The organism is Gracilinema caldarium, from assembly GCF_029265695.1.
Classification (GTDB): Bacteria; Spirochaetota; Spirochaetia; order Treponematales; family Breznakiellaceae; genus Gracilinema; species Gracilinema caldarium_A.
This window is the reverse complement of sequence record NZ_JAJUHW010000005.1, coordinates 52,229-72,864: the sequence shown is the minus strand read 5'-3', so window position 1 is coordinate 72,864 and position 20,636 is coordinate 52,229. Positions and strand designations below refer to the sequence as shown.

Here is a 20,636-nt window from a genome sequence, read left to right as displayed (position 1 = left end):
CCATTATGTATTATAAATAAAATTCTTAATATTTAAAAGCTTAAAAAATTATTATTTGCGTTTATGTATCTGGGTACAATTCTTTATATCTCGTAAAGTAATCGGTATAACCGCCTTTATCATCCTTTGCAAGAACAGAAATTCTTGTAATATCAAGCAAAGATTTAGTGTTATCTTTTAAAAAATATTCTCTAAATTGTTTATCTTCATGGGCAGGAATATCTATGTAGCTATTTTGATTCTTGTATCTATATCCCCATAATAATGATGGACTTGTATGTTTTTTTTGTCCCTCTAGAATAGTAATAATCATTGCATCATTAATTTGAAGATCCTTTGGAAGAACTTTATTCATTTTGTCAATAAAATTTTGTTCATCTACTGTAGTATATATTTCTACAGTAGCTATTTCATTTAATGCGGTAATACCTATTGATAAGGGAGCTGCTACATCAAGCCGCGGTAAAGGATTAAACCCCTCTGTAAATTGTATTGGTAGATTAGCTCGAATAAATGCCTTGGAAAAAGTTTCTATAAGGCTTAAATGGGGAATAAATATAGAACTATTTATTTTCTTATAAGAAAAAACAATTTTCATGCTTTTCTTATTATTTTTATTGGATTCTATTAAAGATTTAAAAGAAACATGCAAAATATTTTCATCATTCTTATAATCTACATCATCTTGAATACTATTAAATACAACTTTTTCTTTTTCTGTACACACACCGCATTTATGTGTGCACAAATCTATACATGATGATGTTGTTTCTGATGATAACGACTTTTCAAATTCTCGGCGAAGATAATTTTTTGAGGTTTTACTGTAAATTGAATCCCACGGTAAAGAGCTGTCTAAAGAAAAACCAGATAATATATCGCTTACTATAGCTGTATTATCATCAATGATCTGTTTCCAGAGATCTCTTTTAAAATAATCATCCCAGGCATCAAGTCTACAACCGGCTTCGAAGGCGGTCTTAATAATCTCCCCTACCCGTTCATCACCCCTCGATAAAATACCTTCAATGACGGAAATAAAAGGATCATGGGTACTGACCTTGAAACCAAGCGGCTTTAGTGCATCACGTATATATTTTAATTTTTTATTTGCTAATTCTTCAGATATTTGAGTTACCCATTGGTACGGGGTGTGCGGTTTTGGCACAAAGGTTCCAACATTAACATTAATATGAATATTAATTGCTTTATAAACATCAACAAGGAAATCGACTATTTCTTTTTCTTCATTGTTATTTTCAAAACCATTTGTAAAATCTCCTACTGGTAAACCAATCATAAAATAAAATTTTGCGCTTTTCCAACCATGTTTTTTTGCTTCTTTAAGAATTTCAATAACATTGTTTCTTGATACTTCTTTATTAATTGACAGCTGCCATGCATCAACAGGTGTTTCTATAGCAAATGTAAGGCCACTTTTTCTTGTTTCTGAAATTTGTTCTATAAGAGGTAGAGAAAATGTTGATACCTTTAAAGAAGGCAGTTGAAAAGAAATATGGCGGCCCTTATATCGATTATTTAAAATATTAATTAATGATTCTATACCAACAAAATCTCCAGAAGAGAGAGAGGAAAGCGTTATTTCTCTGTATCCAGCTTGCAATACAAAGGAATCTACTTCCTTTATTATATTTGATATAGTTTTCATTCGAGCTGGTCTATACCACACTCCAGCATGACAAAAACGACATCCATTAGGACAGCCGCGCATAATTTCTACTGAACCATGATCTTGAACTACCTTAATTGATGGCACAGGATTAGCTGGTATAATACGGTGAGAAGCGGTAAACTCAGTATCTATATTACGTTTAGTAGTCTTGCCTGGCACCCAAACTGATTGATGAGCAACAATTAAATCCAATAATTCAGATCGTTTTGCTCCTGCTTGTTTGGCATCTTTTACAGTTTCAATTAGTTTAAAGAAATCATTTTCAGCCTCCCCTATCCAAAACGCATCAACAAATCGTTGATATGGTAACGGATTACTGGCTGCTGGTCCTCCCATAATGATAATAGGGTGTTTTTCTATTCTGTCTTTTTTTTCTATAGGAATCCATCCACTTTTAAGAATACTAAGCATTCCCGTAATACCAAGTTCATAGCCCAAAGATACGCCAAGAATATCTAACTGAAACAAAGGGCGTCCTACATCTAGGGTGTACAAAGGAATATTTTTATCCGTTAATAGTTTTTCAAAATCGGGAGCAGGTGCAAAGACTCTATCACAAGATACATCTTTTATATTGTTTAGATTATTGTACAATATTTTAATTGCCTGGTTAGACATTCCTATTTCATAGAGATCGGGGAATGCTATGGCCATATGCAATACTTTGTTATGATGCTCATATATACCATATTCACCGCCTACATATCTTCCAGGCTTTTCAATGGTGAGCAGATCTTTCCCAAAAACTGAAATAGGGTCTATAAAACTATTATTATCTATCAATGTTCAAACCTTCTAACGTAAATGCTTAAAGAAATACCAATTCCTAATAATGTGGAAAGAAGAGAAGATCCGCCATAGGATAAAAATATGAGCGGAATACCAGTAATGGGCATTATTCCCATGGTCATACCAACATTAATCATGAAATGAAAGGCAAGCATACTTGAAAAGCCTGCAGCAATATATGCTCCAAAAGGATCGGAGGTGGTTTTCATAATGTTTAAAAGTCTCAAGAGGATTAATAAAAATAATGAAAACAGAAGTAAACCACCGAGAAATCCCATTTCTTCGGAAAAAATTGAAAATATAAAATCGGTACTTTGCTGAGGCAAAAAGCGATAGTGGCTCTGCGTACCCTGTAAGAAACCTTTTCCTAAAAATCCTCCCGAGCCAATTGCTGTGACAGATTGGATAATATTCCAACCAGAACCTTTTGGATCAATATATGGATCGAGGAATACGATAAGTCGCATTATTTGATAGTCTTTTAGCACCTTGTGTGCTGCCATAGATGCAAAAAGCGATAAAATTAATATTGATAGAACATATACGATCCAATAAAAATAATTCTTTCTGTATCTTTTAAAACCATACCATGCAATACCGGTAATTAATATCATAGATAATTCTAAGACAATCACAATTTTGATATTTTGAAAAATCTTTAAAAAAGGCATTGCTCCTTTAAGAATGTGTACTTGCCAAAGGGGTAAAATGGTAAAGAATCCGGTAAAACCAATAAGCAAAATTGTATATACAATATATCGTTTTGTAATGCCCGCAACAAAGCAGGTCACAAGCAATATAGGAATAAACACCAAGGCAGTCCCAAGATCGGGTTGCAGTAAAATGAAAAGCATTGGCAGTAATACTATAAGGCTTGCAATAATAAAACGTCTCAGAGGTTCTTCTGACCGCTGGGAATTTTCAAGATATTTAGCCAGTAAGATGATTGTTGCTATTTTAAGAAATTCTGATGGTTGAATTCCAAAATTTCCAAAGCCAATCCATGCACGGGCCCCATTTACAAGTTTTCCAAAAAACACGGTATATAAAACCAGGAGGAGAAAAAATGCATAAAAATATTCTGCATAGTCATAAAGACGGCGATAGTCAAATATAACTAGAAGACCAATGAATACAAGGCCAATAACTGCAAATACTACCTGCTTGATATACTCATTACTCACCAATACACCGGCAGAATTAATGCCAGATGAATAGATCATTAAAATTCCAAAAAAGGTAAGTATAAGGGATGAAAAAAATAAGGTAAAATCTATTTCTATGAGGCGCTTAAAGTTCATTCTCGCCGCTCCCTTTGAGGCATAAGATACTGTAGTCCCAAGGCTTTCACCGCTTCTTCATAGGTTTGTTGAGCAAAAATACCCTGAAAAATAATTGCTGATGCATAGGGTGCCCACCATTCCCATGAGTTACTCGCTTCTACAATAATTGACACTACAATTTGTTCATCCGGATTGTTTGAATTATACGGGGCATAGGCCGCAAACCATGAATGCCAGCGATCTGTAAGACCAACTTCACCTGTACCAGTTTTCCCTGCCACCTGCACCGCTTTAATATTCATCGGAAATCTGGCAGTTCCTTCTGTAATAACGGACCGCATATTATCTCGAACAGTCTGAAAAACCGCAGTATCGATATCACTTTTGTGTAATACCGCAGGTTTTATTGTTTTTATAATTGCACCGGATACGGGATCGCGGATTTCTTTAAGCAGATGGGGCTGATAGATAGTACCGTTATTAACTACCATGGCAACCGTATTGGCCATCTGTAATGGTGTGACTAGCGTATATCCTTGACCAATTGACATATTCATTGTATCACCAGCTAGCCATTTTTCATGAAATCTTCGTTCTTTCCATTGTGGTGTCGGAATAAACCCAGGGACTTCTCCAGGAATATCAATTCCTGTTAAATCACCAAAACCAAAATCTTTTGCATAGGAAACAATTCGTTCGGCTCCCAGGTAATCACGTCCAACTAACCAGAAATAAATATCACACGACTGAGCCAGAGCTTGCTGCAAATTTAAAAAACCATGTCCTGGTTTATGTATCCAACATTTCCAGACCCGGTTCCCGTAGGATATTTCTCCCTTACATTCAACTGTTTTTTCTGGAGGATATGCTTTTTCATTTAATATTGCGGTGGACATTATTACTTTAAATGTAGATGCGGGAGGATAACTTGATTGTATTGCCCGATTAAGAAGCGGTTTTTTAGGATTTTCAAGTAGTTGCTGATATGCAAGCGCTGCATCATTCTTATTAAAAATGTTTGGATCATACCAGGGATAAGACACCATCGCAAGGATTTCACCGGTACTAGGCCTCAAAATTACAACAGATCCCATTCGTTCACCGAGAGCTTTTTCAGCCAGGGTTTGCATAGATCTATCGATGGTTAATATAAGGTTTTTCCCCATTTCAGGGCTTTCTTTAATTGTATTTTCGATATTTGTTATTTTTTTACCTCGAACATCTACAATTTTAATTTCTCTGCCATTCCTACCACGAAGTATTTCATCATATTGCTTTTCGATACCAGCCTTTCCAATAATATCTCCAGTCTGATATCCTTTATTATACAACAGTTTTAGTTCATCCCGCGTAATCTCACCAACATACCCAATAATATGAGCAAGACTTCCTGTATCAACATAATTGCGAACGGGATTAGACCGCCAGCTAACACCGGGTAATTCACTCTTTCTTTCAGCAAGTTTTGCAATAACTTCGAATGGAACGTTTACTGCAATATCAATTGGCTGGTACATCGAGTAATACTGAGCAGGGATTTTAGCATCGATAGATTTTTTAGATATCCCGACGATATCTGCTACACTTTGAAACACAAGAGAGATAGATTCTTTAGGAATTTCAGCAGGGGCAATCTGCACCGCAAAGGAATCTATATTTAATACTATAGGTTGATTAATATTTCGGTCGTATATTTCACCTCGTTGTGCAGGGATTATGGAGATTCGTTGGGATATATTTTCAGCCTTTGAACGATATACATTTCCGGAAATAATCTGCATGCTGAATAGTTTTATTGCATAGGCTAAAAATAGAATAATGTACAATATCTGCAATACATTGATACGTTCTGCGGGCCGTTCTTCGCCGGTAGGAATCTTTAGGGACATCAATTTTCCTTTTTTGGCTCAAGTATTTTCTTAAAAAGTTTTAAAAAAGCAAAAACGAAGGGCGCTGAAACACCGTTTAAAATCACTTCTAGCCATAATAGATTACTAGTAAAGCTATAGACCGGTGTGTTTGCATTGAATAAAAAATGAACGATCGTAATAATGACAGCTTTTAGTATTGTCGCACTTGCACATAGTAAAAATGGGAAAATGACTATATCAAGAAAAAAGGTTCCTTTTATAATACCTACTAAATATCCAATAACGGTTCTCGTTAATGCATTAAATCCTAATGGCGCGAACGAAAGAAAGTCAAGAAAAAAGCCTGAAGCAAAACCGGTAATTTGCCCAACCATAGATCCGTTTACATATGAAATATAGACGAGTATAACTAAGGCAAGATCTGGGATTACATTAAAAGATGTAATCTTAGAAAGCAGGCTAGATTGAATAATACCGGCAATAAGTATGAGTACAGTAGCCCAACCAACTGTTTTACTCATCGTTGTCTCCCGTATTGCTTTTTTCTATCACAAATACATATTCCAAACGAGAGAAATCTATGGCAGGCTCCAATTCGACAGTTATTGATGTTTCATATTCTTGGAAAATTATTTTGGAAACCCGGCCTATATCTATTCCCTTTGGGAAAACACCTCCGAGTCCACTGGTAATTACCCGATCTCCAAATTGCAATTCATCTTTTGCTCTTTTTTTGATATATCTCATGACTAAGGGGCTATTGACATCTCCCTGGCCGGAAACGATACCTTCATACTGAGATTGAGCGAGACGAGCGGATATATAAGAATTGAGATCATAGATAGGCATGACCATGCTTTCATGTCGTCCCACTTGAACAACCAAGCCTACTAAACCCTGAGTACCATTTTGAAATGCAATAACCGCCATATTTTTTTTAATGCCTTCTTTAATTCCCTTATCTATCACAAAGGAAGAAAAGAGATTATCTGGATCTTTTCCGATGATTTGCGCCGGAATATGCCGATAACTTAGGTTCTGAGAGAAATTAAGTTGCTGCTTTAATACAATATTTTCCTGTTGTATATCAGCTACATTTCTTTCAAGCTGTTCGTACCGTTCCAGTTGTTTGGTAAGCTGTTCATATTCCTGTTTAAGCCGCCGCAATTCCTCTATAGACATAATCGTTTTCTGTACTGCGGATACAACCCCATGTATTCCAGAACGTACGCCAGAAAAAAGTGAAAAACCCACATCCCGGACATCTACCACAAAGCTGCGAGTAGAAAACAAGAGGCATGAAAAAGAAACGATAACGAGTGCAATAAAGACATACAGCGTATTGTTAGACCTTCTGGGTGTAGGTCCGTTCATTTGCAAGGCCATGCCTTTTATCCGTTCAGATTGTCATAAATACTTCTGGTGTTATCAAAGCCTTTGGCGTATTCGAAATATTTTCCTGCGCCGAGAGCAACACAGTCAAGAGGCCGTTCTGCGAGGATGACTGGTACACCAGTTTCTTTAGAAATAAGCTTTGGCAGGCCTTTAAGTAACGAACCACCTCCGGTCATGACGATACCGCGCTCAACAATATCCGCAGCAAGCTCTGGAGGTGTCTGTCCTAGGGTGCGCTTAATTTCTTCAATTATCTGGGTGATCGGATCTTTTAAGGCCTCTCGTACCTCTACAGAATCTATTTCGAGTCGCCGGGGTAAGCCCGTGATAGCATCGGTTCCCTTAATTTCTACTTTTTCAATTGTTTTATCCGGAGAAGCATTACCGATTTCAATTTTCAACCGTTCTGCTGTCTGTTCGCCAATAATAAGGTTATGTACACTCCGAACATGTTTAATGATGGCTTCATCAAACTCATCACCACCCAGACGAATAGCATTGGTAACTACCATACCGCCGAGGGATATAACAGAAATTTCAGTAGTACCCCCGCCAATATCACAAACCATGTGCCCTGCGGGCTCAAAAATAGGGATATCTGCACCGATTGCGGCCGCAAGGCTTTCTTCGATAACCTTGACATCCCGTGCGCCTGCTTTATATGCGCTTTCTTCAACTGCTCTTCGTTCTACCTCAGTGATACAAGAAGGGACACCAATAACCATACGGGGCTTTACAAACCAATGCCGGGGAAGCACCTTTGAAATAAAATAACGGATCATTTTTTCCGTGGTTTCAAGATCAGCAATAACTCCATCCCGCAAGGGCCGTATCGCAATAATGTCTCCGGGGGTCTTCCAGAGCATGCGTTTCGCGTCCGAACCAACGGCAACTACTTTTTTAGTGCCCCGTTCAACAGCGACTACCGAAGGTTCATTAATTACTATTCCCTTGCCCCGAACATAAATAAGCGTATTGCAGGTTCCTAAATCTATTCCAATATCAGAGGAAAGATTATCAAAAAAACTTCCGCGAGCCATAAATATCCTCCGGTTATATACTGAGCCGAGTCCGAGCCGGCCCGTGGTTTGGATCTATTTTGAGCGTCTTACGCCATTCTGAGCGTGCTTTTATACTGTCTCCCGCATTTGCATAAAGCTCGCCTAACTGATAATGGGCTTCTGCATTTTGATCATTTTCGGCAACAATTGCAAGGTATTGTTCCATTGCTTCTTGATTTTTCCCTTCTGATACAAAAAGTTTAGCCAAAAAAATGCGAGCTTGGGCTCTCAGTTCAACATCTTTTGTTTTTTCAATACACTGATACAAATAAGCTCTTGCGGTATCATTTTCCTCAAGACCTAAATAAGATTTTGCTATTGCTAGTAATAAGAGATCTGATGGTTCTTGGTCAGGCTGCAAAGCCTGGGTAAAGGCTGCAACACTATTCCGATAATCTTTTACAGATGCGTATGCAAGGCCGAGAAACTCATTCAAATCAGGTGCAGAGTAACCAAGTTTTTTTGCCTTTTCTAGATATATAATTGCAGAATCTGCGAAAGAGGGCCCACTTCTGAAGTATGCTTTGCCTAAAACATAGGGAATTCGGCCATCTTTGTTAGCCCCATCGTAGAGCATGGCCTTTCGTAAGGCTGCTATAGACTCATCATACAAGACCTGTGCATCCTGAGGTACAGGCTGTGCTTCTGCAAGCTGGAAAGCTGAAAAGCCATAAATGATAAGCATAAAAGTATCAAGGGGCTTTTTTTGTAATCCGCTTTTGGCTTCCTGGAAAACCTGTTCATATTGACCATTATTCCATAATGAGAGCAAATGACTTCTGCTCGATGCTTTCTCTATTCTGTTATGACGGACAAATAAAAAAATCGATACACCTGCAAATACGATTGCTGCCAAAAACACAACAAGTTTTATGGCTCTCTTTCTGAGTATATTAACAGCATAGGAAGATCGGGAGCGAGAAAACATGATTGCTAAGATATAACCCTTTTTTATATAAAAAGTCAACGTAAAAAAACGATGGATCCATAAGCCGGGTTCTGTCAAACGGTTCCGAAATACGGAGCCGCAGGTTGCCATCTATCTTGCAGTATTGTCGCCAATACTGTCAACGCAGTCTACCCGCGGAGTTGCGAAGGGGCCCTTCATTCCGCTGCTCAACTTTGCTCCTAATGAGGTTTGCCGTGCCACAACTGTTACCAGCTGCGCGGTGGGCTCTTACCCCACCCTTTCACCCTTACTTTACTAAAAAATCTTACGATTTTTCAGCTTAGCGGTTTGCTTTCTGTTGCACTGTCTGTCTTAGAAAAAATGCACAGGCGTTTTTCCTAAGCCCGGGAGTTACCCGGCATTATGCCCTACGGAGCCCGGACTTTCCTCTTATGGCTGAGCTCAATAGCCTAGCCATAAGCGGCAACCGGATCCATCGTTAAAATACTTATCATTCGTCGTAATCCATATCTACTTTATCTTCTTCATCTTCCTCTTCTTCGTCTTCCTCTTCTTCGTCCATATCCAGATCATCCAGATCTGAAAGGCTGCCAGAATCTTCGTCATTAAAGAAGTCCTGTTCTTCCTGTTCAGATTCTTCATAGAAGAGAATTCGCGAGCAATAAGGACAGAAGACAATTTCCTCTCCCATTCGAACCTGGTTTGCAAACTGGGCTGGCAATATCATATGACATCCGTTGCAGACCCCGCCCTTTATGGGAACAATGCCGAGGCCCATTTTGTTACGGATAATTCGTTCAAATTTGAAAAACACTTCAGGATCAAGGCCGGGGGTAAGGTTCTGCTCTTCCTGAACAAGGGCTTCGATTTGGGCTTTCTTTTCAGCAATTTCAGACTCGATCCCTGCTCTGCGTTCCGCCAGTTCTTTTTCTGCTGCTTCTATCATGGATGCATCGGACTGAAGTTCCTCAGCTAATACTGAAAGATTTTTTTCTTCCCGCTGCAGATCCTTCCGGTACTGCTGTTCCTTTTCAGTCGCATCCTTTATTTCTTTATCAAGCGCTTCATACTCCCTCTGGGTTGTTATGGTATCCATGTTGCGCTCTGCCCGTTCCCTGCTTGCCTCTGCCTCGGCCAAAAGAGTCTTAAATTGCGCAACATTAGCTTTTACCCGATCATATTCCTGGTTCTTCTCAATAAACGATTTCTTAAGCCGGGACAGAACATCTTCTTGAGTGGTCAAAATCTTAGGGATTTCCTGGATAGCCTGTTCCAGTTCGATTTTTTGCGAAAGAATATCCTGCAGTGTCCGCAGCTTATCAAATACTTCATCCATTACCATGCTTTTCCCCTCTATTAATGGTAGCTCTTTCAAAACTCAGGGAGTTTTGAAAGAGCTACCTTGAAATCTGCGATTAAGCGCCGCGGTTGCAACGCAAACGCAAGCAATCGCAAAGCCAATTTCAAAAATGACCGACTTTTGAAATTGGCTCAGTGGTCCAGATAATCTTTTAGCCTGCGGCTTCTCTTTGGATGTCGGAGTCTCCGCAATGCTTTTGCTTCTATCTGTCTGATTCGTTCCCGTGTAACATTAAAATATAACCCCACTTCTTCCAAAGTGAGAGAATATCCATCGTCGAGGCCAAACCGCATCTTTAATACTTCCTGTTCCCGCGGAGGCAGAGTTTGCAATACGGTGCGCAGCTGTTCTTGCAACAGGGTAAACGCGGTTTGATTTGCTGGATTTTCCACATCCTTGTCTTCGATAAAATCTCCCAGAAGTGAATCTTCTTCCTCACCAATGGGGGTTTCAAGAGATATAGGTTCACGAGCAACATTTTTAACCGATTTTACCCGTTGCGCTGTCCACCCAAGCCGTTCTGCGATCTCTTCATCGGTCGGTTCACGGCCCAGGACCTGCATAAGCTGGCGGGATTCGCGCACCACCTTATTTATCTGTTCGATCATATGGACTGGAACGCGGATAGTTCGGGCCTGGTCAGAAATGGATCGGGTAATAGCCTGCCGGATCCACCAGGTTGCATAGGTTGAGAATTTGTATCCCTTTCGGTATTCAAATTTTTCTACCGCCTTAATAAGACCGATATTTCCTTCTTGAACGAGATCAAAGAAGTGAAGCCCTCGGTTGGTATATTTTTTAGCAATAGAAACTACGAGCCTGAGGTTGGCCTTTATGAGGCGATCCTTAGCGCTCTTCATCATAACCCGGCCCCGGTTTATTTCCTTGGCCATTTTATTAATGTTTTCAATCGGTTCTTCGAATTCGGCTTCTAATTGATGAAGCTTTTTCTCGGTTACCTGTATGTGTCGTATCAGTTCTTTTATTTCATCGGAGGGAAGCCCCAGTTCTTCTTCGATTCGCTCCCGTTCTTCTTTAATAGTAAGACCCCGTCCCAGGGACCGCAATTCTTTTACGGAACCAACCCTGAGCCGTTTTTCTATTCGTTCCTGCTCTTTTCTATATTTTTTAATTTTTTTTGCGGCCTGGACGAATTTTTCTGAAAAACCACTGATTTCTTCAGGGTGAATTTCCGCTTCCGCAAGTACGGGCATAATTTTGCTCCGTAATTCGGTGAGCTCAGGGTTTTCAAAAATATCACCGCCCCGGGCCAGAATATGACGCTTAATGTCCATGTACTGTTTTAAATCAGGGCCGATAAGTTTAAGTGTTTCCCGATAGTACTGGTTGAGCCGGCGCCGTTCGGCCATATATTCGGTAATTTCTTTTTTAGACAAATTCATTTCCCGCGGATCTTTTTTTGAAAAGGCCCGCTGGGCTATAGCGTAATATTCGGGAATTATCATGCCGGATTTTTTGACTACCCGTTTAATGATATTTTCCCCTTCTTCCATCTGTTTTGAAAGTTCCACTTCCTGCTCTGCGGTCAGGAGGCTTTCCTTTCCAATTTCCCGAAGATACAAGCGAATAGGATCGTCAACAGAGGACTCTTTATCGCTATAGACGAGCCTCTTTTTCTCCGTCTCCGGTTCCTTGTGTTCTTCGACTTCCTCTTCTTCTGAAAGATTTTCTTCTTCGATGAGCTGTACATTGTTTTCTTCTAACAATGCCAGAACTTCTTCGATTTTTTCGGAATTGACGATATGTTCCGGTAAAAAATCGGAAAGTTCATCGTAGGAGAGGCTTTTTTTTTCTTTAGCGTATTCGATCAGCTTCGCAACTGCGGGGTCAAGCTGCAATTCCGTCATTCCTGCTCTTCCTTAAGCCGAACTAATTCGGCATCTATGTGAACTTTTTCGGACAAAAGCTCTTCCATTTTTTGTTCTGAATGGAGACCCCCTGTCCGTGCGGTCCTGAGCTTAAGTATAATCTCCGCCCGGCGCCGCTCAAGGCGTTTTATACGAATTCTTTTAATGCCATCAGAAACAAGCTGTTCGCTTTTTTGAGAAAACGCTTCAGATGAAGCCTTTTCAAGGACAAACGACCGAAGGGCCTCATCCTGTATATGGGACAAGAGACCATCAATATCTTGTATATCCTTTCTATAACACTCTTCCAGGGCAATAAAAAGCTCTTTTGCCCGTGAATCTTCAACCTCCTCTATAGACAAGGATGCACGCAGCCGTGGATAGAGGCTGCGGTTTGATATTATCGTCAGCAGCAAAAACAATTCATCGTTCATTCGGATCGGAGCATAGCTGCGAGCCTGTTCAGATTTCCCTTGCTTTATGTCTTCCCTATTATAAGATTGAGCTCCATGATATTCTTTTGAATACTTGGCAAAGTCCCGTAGAATCGCCGAACGGTCGATTCCAAATACATCCGCTACAGACCCAATACATCCGTCTCGAGCAACTTCGGAATCCAAAGTTTCTAGATACGGAAAAAAGAAGGCCACTGCTTGGGCAAGGCCTTCTGTATGAGTAGTATCGAATAGGGCTCGTGCTTGATCCACAAGATAATCGAAATCATTTATAAAACATTTTACATAATTTTGCAACGCCTCTGGGCCATCTTCTTTTAAAATATCTGCAGGATCCTTGAAAATAGTGCCATTTTCTCCCGTTTTTCCCATGGATACAACCTTACATACAAGGCCATTGCGACGACAGGTAAGGATTCCTTTTATAGTAGCAGATTGCCCCGCTGAATCGTTGTCAAATACGAGATACACTGTTTTAACCCACTGCCGCAAAAGACGGGCCTGTTCATCGGTAAAGGCGGTCCCCAAGGGGGCTACTGCGGTTCCAATGCCGGCCTGATGCAGGGCAATGACATCCATATAGCCTTCACAGATATGCACTTCTTCCGATTGCCGGATCTTAGGCAGAGCTATATCGATGGCATAAAGATTTTCCCGCTTTTTATAAAGCTCTGATTCTGCGGAATTGAGGTACTTGGGCCCTTCACCATGCAAAAGCCGCCCTCCAAATGCAACGGTTCTTCCTTTTTTGTCGGAAATGGGAAACATGAGACGGTCCGCAAAAAAGGCTGATTGCTCATTGTACCGTGAGGAAAAAAGACCGCTTTTTTTAAGAAATTCTTCTGAGTATCCTTTTTTCATTAAAAACTGGAAAAGCCACTGCCTATCAGGGGGAGCATAGCCAAGCCGGAACTGGTTGATCATCTCATCCGAAATGCCCCGGTTATGGACATATTGCAAAGCCTGCTTACCTTTCTCGGTAGCGGTAAGAATATGATGAAAGCTTATCGCGACCCTGCGGTAGAGTTCTGCGATATCTTCAAGCTGCCTGTTGCGCTGTGCTAATGCAGGATCTTCGCCTGAAGAATCATATTTAACCGATATATTGAGCTTTTTCGCCAATAGCTCCAGTGTTTCTGGATAGGAAAGCTTTTCCTGCTCCATAACAAAAGAGATCACTCCGCCGCCCTTGTGACAGCCAAAACAATAAAAGAAGTTTTTGTCCGGATCCACTGTAAAGGAAGGAGTCTTTTCATTATGGAATGGGCATAAGCCCCAGTATCGGCCCCCTCTTTTTTCCAGACGAACATATTCGCCGATAATAGAAACCGCATTAATATGGTTTTGTATTTCCTGAATGGTTTCTTCAGCAATTCGGCTCATTTGCTACCCGCACTCCGTTTTACATAGATAAGACCAGCGCTTTTGTGTTCCTCCAAAGTTTTTGAAAAATGATGGCGGCCTTCGGTGGGATCAATAAGGCGGAAATAGAGAAAATTTGTCTGTGCAGGGGAAAATGTTGCTCGGAGTGCTACCATACCGGGATTTGAAATTGGACCTGGAGGAAGACCGGGCCTGATATAGGTGTTAAAGGGGTTTTGTATGGCTATATCCTTAAAATAGAGTACTTCTGGGTGGGGCTTCCCCTGTATCTCGGTAATGATGTATTCAACTGTAGCGCAGGATTGCAGAGCCATACCGATTTTAAGCCGGTTATAAAACACGCTGGCCATAAGGGGAGCTTCATCATCCTGCCGGTATTCCCGTTCGATAATCGAAGCAAGGATAACCTTCTCATGCAAATCCTTGGGGGCCAAAGCTGCTGCATTTGGTTCAATTCCTTTAAGTTTAGAAAAAAAAGTTTCCACCATAAGAGCTATTATCTTTTCCGGTTTAAAGCCCTTAGGAAAGAGATATGTGTCGGGGAAAAGGTATCCTTCGAATGAGGAACCGGGGATACGATAGTTTGCAAGTAATTCCCGGTTTACCGCAGCAAGCATAAAGTCTTGGCTTTTGCAAATACCGCTCCGTTCTAATAGTTGAGCGATTTTAGAGAGCGTTACCCCTTCGGGTATGGTAATTCGAATCTGCAATTGCTGTCCGCGGGTAAATTTATCATAGTACCCCAACATTGTTTCAGGTTTGTTGATAATATAAAACCCGGTTTTTACCGTCTCACGGGAAAAGCGGCTCACCAGGTTCCATGCGAAACGGGAACGAATAAGTCCTGCAGCGGCAAGCCGTTTTCCTACATTGTAGGCCGACTCGCCTTGGAATATTTCGAATAAGAGAGAGCCGTCTTCCTGCTGTTCAATTCCCCGTTCAATACCTGGCCTATAAGCGGACCAGGCCGGTGCAGAATTGATATACGCAAAAAATCCAAGTGTGGCGATAATAATAAAAAGTATGGCACCTACGAACCAGGCGAGCAATCGAAACATTAAACGCAGTATTTTTGGCATGCTTACCTCATCAATATGAATTCAACCCTTCTGTTTTTCCACCGATTGGCTTGATCGGTATGGGGCACCAGGGGTTCACGGCCACCCAGTCCGCGGGCTTCAAGCCTGCTTCGGTCTATTCCACGTTCAACGAGCGCATCCAATACCGCCCTCGCTCTGGCCAGTGACAGGGCTTCTAGTTCAGTCCGTTCTTCCCGTTCGGTCCCCGACAGATTAACTCCATGGCCTTCTACTCGGATTCGGTAGGAGGCATATTTTTTAAGGACCGCTGCGACACGATCAAGAATAACCTTGTTCCGGCTGGTAGTTTCCTGATCGGTACCGTAAAGACTAGCAGAATTTGGTGGAAATACGATCGAAGAAATTCTTATTTTAAGCCGGTCACCATCTTTAATGACAAATACGTCGGTAGACAGTGTGCCTTTTACGGTTGCCATGTTACCAAGGGTATCCCGTACTTGTACAATATACGAATATTCCTGGGCTGCTTCAATGAGTTCATTATCCAGATTATAGCCATCCCAGCGGATCGGTTCGGGAGGCAGGGTTTTTCCAGAAAAACTGGTAAATATGTTGCCCGCAGGATCCACGATGCTCAGCTTCCAGCCATTTATGCCGCTTGCATCAACTGCGGTGATCGCTATGCTAAGAATATCATTGACCCCATCATCGTCGGGCGAAAAGGGCTGGGGCTCTAATGTAATAGACACCTGGGGTGCACTTCTATCCAACCGAATCGGTTTTCCTGAAACAGTGATAAGATCCCCTTTAAGATACTCGACCTCTGCCCAGGGGATGTATTCCCCGTCAGGGGCTATGGTGCCGTTATCCGCTGTTCCATCCCACAGGTACTGGCTGCTTTGGGATAGCGTAGAGCCAGTAATGAACCGGCGTATAATAGCGCCGTTCCGGTCTTTCACGGCTACCTGAAGTCGGGATATGCCATCAGAAAAGGCCGTGACGAGCCGTATTTGCACCGAATCAGCAAACCCATCTCCATTGGGGGCGAAGGCAAGAAGGTCACTGGTAATTGCGGCGGAAGGGGTCCGTGCATCGAGCCTCACAGGATTTGACATGGCGGTGCTTTTGTTGCCCGCCAGGTCGGTTCCTTCCAAAAAGAGACGATATGAGCCGTCCCGTACGAGCATATTGCCCCCATCTTTTCCATCCCATACCAGTGTTGCAGGTATGGCCTCTTTCCAGGCATATTGTCGTACCGTATTTCCTTCAAAATCAACAATGGAAGCTGTCCATGTTGCAGATCCTTCCGCTGAAATAGTAAAGGTCACTGTATCGAGATTTCCATCGCCGTTCGGCGAAAAAATAGTTTCCTTGGCAGAAACAGCAACCTTCGGTGGCGTAGAATCCAGAGTAACAGGGAGGCTTGCTGCGCTTAGAACAGAGCCGTTTCCCAGATACAGGGTAAGTTCCGCCTGATATGTGCCATCTGGACAAAGAATGCCGAGCGAATCCCGTCCATCCCATAAAAAAATCCCTGGCAGTGTACCCTTCTCTTCTTTTACGACAATCTGGCTTTGTACATTCCGAATAGAAAACGCGAAGGCTGTTATTGTTCCTATATCTTGATACCGGGGAGTAATGACAATTCGGCCGTCCCCTGTTCTCCCTGAAAAGAGCGTTACATTAGGTTGGAGAACTAAGGTGCCCCGCTTCAAAGGATCCACAGTAAGCCGAACCGGAACAGTGCGGCCTACAAGGCCCACCGCATTCATTCCTTCCGCAAGGTACAAATAGGTCCCAGGCTCAGCAAAGGCTCCTGTATCAGTATCCCCCTGCCAGCGAATAACCGGTTCGGTAATGCGTCCTATCGGAAAACGTTTAATGACCTTTTGGTTGGTATCGGTTATGATTCCCTGCCATTCAGCATCGGGAGACAGATCGTGAAATAACAGAACCCCCTCAGGATTTTGAATGGATACAATGTTCTGGGAAGCACGAACATGTCCAGACGGTTTTTGTGACACTACCGAAAAAAAGGCGCTAGTCTGATGTACCCTATCACCATTGGTATAGTCCATGATGACCATAAAGCGATAGGTTCCATCGGGAATTGCATCCTTCTGATCGGTAAGACCGTTAAATGTTAACGTGTTTGGAAATTGGTCAAGATTTGCCGTTTTTCCTTGCCAAGATCGGTAGACCCGTCCTTGTGAATCTATTATCTGAATTGTCCATCCAGAGAGACCAGCGGATAGGTAGTCAGAAAAACGAGCCGCAATTCCAGACACACTAGCGGCTGGATCTGTTGACATGGTGCTATAAGAAAGGCTTATTGCAAGCCTTCTGGGTTGGGCATCCACGATGATAGGTTCTGAGATAACAGAAAAGCTGTTACCCGCCTTATCGGTAGAACTGAGTCGATACAAATAGGTTCCGTCTGGTACAAGCCGGCCCTCGCCGTCGCGGCCGTCCCAGACCACATCCGGCGCTTCCATTTCAGTCCATGTAAAGGATCGAATTATATTTCCCGCGGCATTCAAAAGAGAACCGGTCCACAGCGATTCTCTTGTTCCCCGTTGGTATATAAAGAGGAGGTCTCTTTCTCCATCTCCGTTGGGACTAAAAATTGTCGAACCAGAACCGCCGTTTGCTTCGATGCGGATTGATGCGGCCGGCGGATTTGAATCGAGTGTAAAGGGATAGCTCGCCTTGCTTGAATTTCCATAGCGATCTTGGGCGATTAACACCATTGTATATGCGCCGTCTTTCCATGATGAATCAAGCGGTACGGATAATGAAAAACGAAGTGACCTTGCATGCTTTGGATTTGTTTCTGATCGGGTAAACAGAACAGATTTTGATTCATCTTCAATCGATGCGTTCCAGGTTGCAATGTCCGTATCGTCTTCCATATTGATTTCCCAATCAATAGCCCGCTGTACTTTTGATGAATAAACATCTCCCCCTTTTGCGGTTATTTGTATCTGAGGACCTTGACGATCCTTTTCTCCCTTGGTCAGGGTAACCGCTGTTTCCGCGCCGATCCCTTGGGACCATACAGGCTGGACCTTTAACCGGGGAATAACATGTACATTCTGCAACTTCAGGCTGCCGTTGCTGGTCAGGGTTAGTGAAATCGTGGGGAACCACGAGTTTTTATCTCCGTAAAACAGTGAACTGTTCCAGCCCACAGACAGTGAAAGAAGGCGGCCGAAGCTTGCTGAAAAGGCGGGCTGAACAAGAAGGTCCTTAAATGCGGGACTGGCAACTTGCAGCCCCACGGCTAAATCTACCGGAGACTTGAGCAATATAGTTTTCCAGCCTGCAAGTAAGGTAAAAGGATAAAAATGCTCAGGCCCATTGCCGCCGTTTACCAGAGAGCCATAAAAGATGCTGCCCCCGGCGCCCAAAGAAGGCAAAAACTGCTGAAACCCGAGAGCAAGTCCGAGAGTCCAATTGTTGCCAGGATTGAGGGGCCAAACAGAACTAATACCAAAACTGGCAGAAAAATGTTCTCCCAGTCTTTTCGATAAACCCACAGCAAGACTCAGCCCGCCATCGTCTTTCATATCGGGGATTTGTTTCGGAATAAAGAGGCCTTCGATACCTCCCCATAGCACAGCAAAGGGTAAAGGGTACAGCGCCGATAGGGACACATCAAAAGCAGCGGCCATTTCGGATGAAGCATGTTTGGGGAATATGCTTCCTAATGCGAAAGTATATTGGGGCAATTCAAAAGATGCTGCTCCTGCGGGATTAATCAAAGGCAATCGAGCATCTGCTACGGTGCTGTCAAGGAACAGCGAAGGATCTGTCCACCCCATATAGGTTCCGGGCAGGGAAAGCCCCGCGGAACTGGGAAAGGCTTCAGAATATAAAAGTACTGTAAACATCAGCAGCGAGCTGATAAGAATATACCGGGATTTATGCATTTCATTTCCTTTTCAACAAGGATTCCAGTTCATCAATGGAAAGATTCTCATACAGCAGAGCTTCCATTTTAGAAAGGATATCCCGTTCCGGTTCGGAAAGCCGGTCCTCTTGAGACTTGAGCCGGGGAAAGAGAATTAAAATTTCCGATAACGACAGTTCGATCGATGGTTCTTTGTTGTTCATAATTACAGTTGAATTTCCATACCTTCGGTTGCGAGAAGCACTTCAAGGCCCTTAATGGCCGAATGTTCTGTATACCAACGGGCTGATTGCAGGATGCCATAGAGCTTTTTATCATCATAGGCTGGATCATGATGAAAGAGCACAAGCTTGGATATTCCCCAGTTAGAAGCAAAGTCAACCGCAAGTGAAAAAGCACTGTGGCCCCAGTTATATTTTTCTATCGCTTCTCCAAGGGTATATTGGGCATCTATGACAAGGACGTCAGCGCCGCCAAAAAATGCTGCATTTTCATCAATACGCTGAAAATCGTTCGGCGACAGTTCCGTATCAGTAGCATAAATAAATCGTTTTTTGCCGTCGGTAAACATATATGAATAGGAAGACCCGGGATGGTTCATTTTTTTGTAGTAAACGTGCATATCACCGATATGGAGCGGACTGTCTAAAACATGAAAATGTTTTTGTGCGTTCATAGCCTCCATGGTTATGGGAAAACATGGGGTACTCATTTGTTGTTTCAGAGCCTCTTCCATCGTGGTGTGAGGAGAATAAAAATGCAGCTCTACCCCAGGATCATAGGCGGGTCCAAAAAAGGGCAGTCCCTGAATATGATCCCAATGAAGATGAGAAAAAAAGAGATGCAGCTGCTTTGGTTTCCTCCGCGCTTTTGATAACGCAAGCCCCAATTCTCGAATGCCGCTGCCAGCGTCAAGTATAAATTGATACTGTTGATCCGATTCTACCTGAATGCAGGGAGTATTGCCTCCCACGGTACCAAAAAGCCATTGCGGAAGATCTGCGAGAAACCGTTCTCGAGAAATAGCTGATTCTATGTCTGCGGGAGTAATCCGTTCTAGTATACTGGAAATTTTACTTTTAATTTGGGCTGGCGATTGGGGAGCGGGTACTGAACCGCGTACCCCCCAAAACCGTATTTTCATTATCGCCTCCGTACGACTATTGGATCCTTCTCCCTCATTTGTAATAACGCTGCAATTTCTTCTTTGCTGTGCCACTGGCCTTGGTCAATGCCAGGACATTCAGCTTTTACTGCTGCCCAGGATTCTTTATGTAAAACAATAGAAGCCCAAAATGGATACGTCCTGCACTGAAGCGGCCGGGCATCGTAGACGGTACAGCCATCTTTCCAGAAAATACAGTCGTAATTAGACCGTTCTTTAAGGGATAGCTGTTCATAGCCGCCTCCGGATGGAATCCATCGGCAGTAGGTTTCTATAAAATCAGTGTAATGCATCTGAAGCGCCTGTGCCAGGCGGTTTATATCCGAGTCAGATAAAAAAACAAAGCCCGGATCAAAACGACAGCAAGCTGAACAGCGTATACAGGAAAACTTAAGTCCATCAGAATAAAAAGGTTTTGTTGCCATAATGAGACTGTTCCTTTAAGAAAGG

The 20,636-nt window shown here is 42.3% G+C and carries 15 protein-coding genes and 1 other RNA gene; all 16 read right to left on the bottom strand.

From position 1 onward, the window contains the following. Positions 1 to 61: 61 nt before the first annotated feature. On the bottom strand, positions 62 to 2,476 hold the full coding sequence (locus Q7P68_RS03205) for a TIGR03936 family radical SAM-associated protein (protein ID WP_304222705.1): 2,415 nt from the start codon (positions 2,474 to 2,476) through the stop codon (positions 62 to 64). Beyond that, on the bottom strand, positions 2,473 to 3,783 hold the full coding sequence (gene rodA / locus Q7P68_RS03200) for a rod shape-determining protein RodA (RefSeq protein WP_304222701.1): 1,311 nt from the start codon (positions 3,781 to 3,783) through the stop codon (positions 2,473 to 2,475). The genes Q7P68_RS03205 and rodA overlap by 4 nt, the downstream gene beginning before the upstream one ends. After that, on the bottom strand, positions 3,780 to 5,654 hold the full coding sequence (gene mrdA, locus Q7P68_RS03195) for a penicillin-binding protein 2 (RefSeq protein WP_304222699.1): 1,875 nt from the start codon (positions 5,652 to 5,654) through the stop codon (positions 3,780 to 3,782). Before mrdA ends, rodA begins: the two co-directional genes overlap by 4 nt. After that, positions 5,654 to 6,157, bottom strand: a complete 504-nt coding sequence (gene mreD, locus Q7P68_RS03190; RefSeq protein ID WP_304222697.1) for a rod shape-determining protein MreD — start codon at positions 6,155 to 6,157, stop codon at positions 5,654 to 5,656. Before mreD ends, mrdA begins: the two co-directional genes overlap by 1 nt. Next, positions 6,150 to 7,022 carry a rod shape-determining protein MreC gene (mreC, locus tag Q7P68_RS03185; protein ID WP_304222694.1) on the bottom strand — a complete coding sequence of 291 codons (873 nt, stop codon included), beginning with the start codon at positions 7,020 to 7,022 and terminating at the stop codon, positions 6,150 to 6,152. The genes mreD and mreC overlap by 8 nt, the downstream gene beginning before the upstream one ends. 5 nt (positions 7,023 to 7,027) lie before the next feature. Further along, positions 7,028 to 8,071, bottom strand: a complete 1,044-nt coding sequence (locus tag Q7P68_RS03180) for a rod shape-determining protein (RefSeq protein ID WP_304222692.1) — start codon at positions 8,069 to 8,071, stop codon at positions 7,028 to 7,030. Between the two features lie 13 nt (positions 8,072 to 8,084). Continuing rightward, positions 8,085 to 8,705 (bottom strand): tetratricopeptide repeat protein, encoded by a 621-nt coding sequence (locus Q7P68_RS03175; protein ID WP_304222690.1) that lies wholly within the window; start codon positions 8,703 to 8,705, stop codon positions 8,085 to 8,087. Positions 8,706 to 9,064: 359 nt separating this feature from the next. Further along, an RNA gene (rnpB, locus tag Q7P68_RS03170) (RNase P RNA component class A) lies at positions 9,065 to 9,481 on the bottom strand. Between the two features lie 11 nt (positions 9,482 to 9,492). Beyond that, entirely contained in the window at positions 9,493 to 10,344 is an 852-nt protein-coding gene (locus Q7P68_RS03165) for a zinc ribbon domain-containing protein (protein ID WP_304222688.1), read from the bottom strand. 149 nt (positions 10,345 to 10,493) lie between these two features. Beyond that, positions 10,494 to 12,230 (bottom strand): RNA polymerase sigma factor RpoD, encoded by a 1,737-nt coding sequence (gene rpoD, locus Q7P68_RS03160; RefSeq protein WP_304222685.1) that lies wholly within the window; start codon positions 12,228 to 12,230, stop codon positions 10,494 to 10,496. Continuing rightward, complete coding sequence (dnaG, locus tag Q7P68_RS03155; RefSeq protein WP_304222683.1) at positions 12,227 to 14,068, bottom strand: DNA primase; 1,842 nt, start codon at positions 14,066 to 14,068, stop codon at positions 12,227 to 12,229. Before dnaG ends, rpoD begins: the two co-directional genes overlap by 4 nt. Next, positions 14,065 to 15,147 (bottom strand): endolytic transglycosylase MltG, encoded by a 1,083-nt coding sequence (gene mltG / locus Q7P68_RS03150; protein ID WP_304222682.1) that lies wholly within the window; start codon positions 15,145 to 15,147, stop codon positions 14,065 to 14,067. Before mltG ends, dnaG begins: the two co-directional genes overlap by 4 nt. Before the next feature lie 2 nt (positions 15,148 to 15,149). Beyond that, a complete protein-coding gene (locus tag Q7P68_RS03145; RefSeq protein WP_304222681.1) occupies positions 15,150 to 19,040 on the bottom strand; it encodes a FlgD immunoglobulin-like domain containing protein in 3,891 nt (1,296 codons plus the stop codon). A gap of 1 nt (position 19,041) precedes the next feature. Further along, a complete protein-coding gene (locus Q7P68_RS03140; protein ID WP_304222677.1) occupies positions 19,042 to 19,224 on the bottom strand; it encodes a hypothetical protein in 183 nt (60 codons plus the stop codon). Positions 19,225 to 19,226: 2 nt separating this feature from the next. Continuing rightward, the gene (locus Q7P68_RS03135) at positions 19,227 to 20,165 is read right to left on the bottom strand and encodes an MBL fold metallo-hydrolase (protein WP_304222675.1); all 939 of its coding nucleotides are present in this window, start codon (positions 20,163 to 20,165) and stop codon (positions 19,227 to 19,229) included. After that, positions 20,165 to 20,611: a YkgJ family cysteine cluster protein gene (locus Q7P68_RS03130; RefSeq protein WP_304222673.1), complete on the bottom strand. Its 447-nt coding sequence runs from the start codon at positions 20,609 to 20,611 to the stop codon at positions 20,165 to 20,167. Before Q7P68_RS03130 ends, Q7P68_RS03135 begins: the two co-directional genes overlap by 1 nt. Positions 20,612 to 20,636 lie beyond the last annotated feature (25 nt).

What these genes read in the sequence shown, in the direction of transcription:
- rodA (WP_304222701.1), bottom strand. Translation starts at nt 3,783, where the DNA reads ATGAACTTTAAGCGCCTCATAGAAATAGATTTTACCTTATTTTTTTCA.
- mrdA (WP_304222699.1), bottom strand. Translation starts at nt 5,654, where the DNA reads ATGTCCCTAAAGATTCCTACCGGCGAAGAACGGCCCGCAGAACGTATC.
- mreD (WP_304222697.1), bottom strand. Translation starts at nt 6,157, where the DNA reads ATGAGTAAAACAGTTGGTTGGGCTACTGTACTCATACTTATTGCCGGT.
- mreC (WP_304222694.1), bottom strand. Translation starts at nt 7,022, where the DNA reads ATGGCCTTGCAAATGAACGGACCTACACCCAGAAGGTCTAACAATACG.
- Q7P68_RS03180 (WP_304222692.1), bottom strand. Translation starts at nt 8,071, where the DNA reads ATGGCTCGCGGAAGTTTTTTTGATAATCTTTCCTCTGATATTGGAATA.
- Q7P68_RS03165 (WP_304222688.1), bottom strand. Translation starts at nt 10,344, where the DNA reads ATGGTAATGGATGAAGTATTTGATAAGCTGCGGACACTGCAGGATATT.
- rpoD (WP_304222685.1), bottom strand. Translation starts at nt 12,230, where the DNA reads ATGACGGAATTGCAGCTTGACCCCGCAGTTGCGAAGCTGATCGAATAC.
- dnaG (WP_304222683.1), bottom strand. Translation starts at nt 14,068, where the DNA reads ATGAGCCGAATTGCTGAAGAAACCATTCAGGAAATACAAAACCATATT.
- mltG (WP_304222682.1), bottom strand. Translation starts at nt 15,147, where the DNA reads ATGCCAAAAATACTGCGTTTAATGTTTCGATTGCTCGCCTGGTTCGTA.
- Q7P68_RS03145 (WP_304222681.1), bottom strand. Translation starts at nt 19,040, where the DNA reads ATGCATAAATCCCGGTATATTCTTATCAGCTCGCTGCTGATGTTTACA.
- Q7P68_RS03140 (WP_304222677.1), bottom strand. Translation starts at nt 19,224, where the DNA reads ATGAACAACAAAGAACCATCGATCGAACTGTCGTTATCGGAAATTTTA.
- Q7P68_RS03135 (WP_304222675.1), bottom strand. Translation starts at nt 20,165, where the DNA reads ATGAAAATACGGTTTTGGGGGGTACGCGGTTCAGTACCCGCTCCCCAA.
- Q7P68_RS03130 (WP_304222673.1), bottom strand. Translation starts at nt 20,611, where the DNA reads ATGGCAACAAAACCTTTTTATTCTGATGGACTTAAGTTTTCCTGTATA.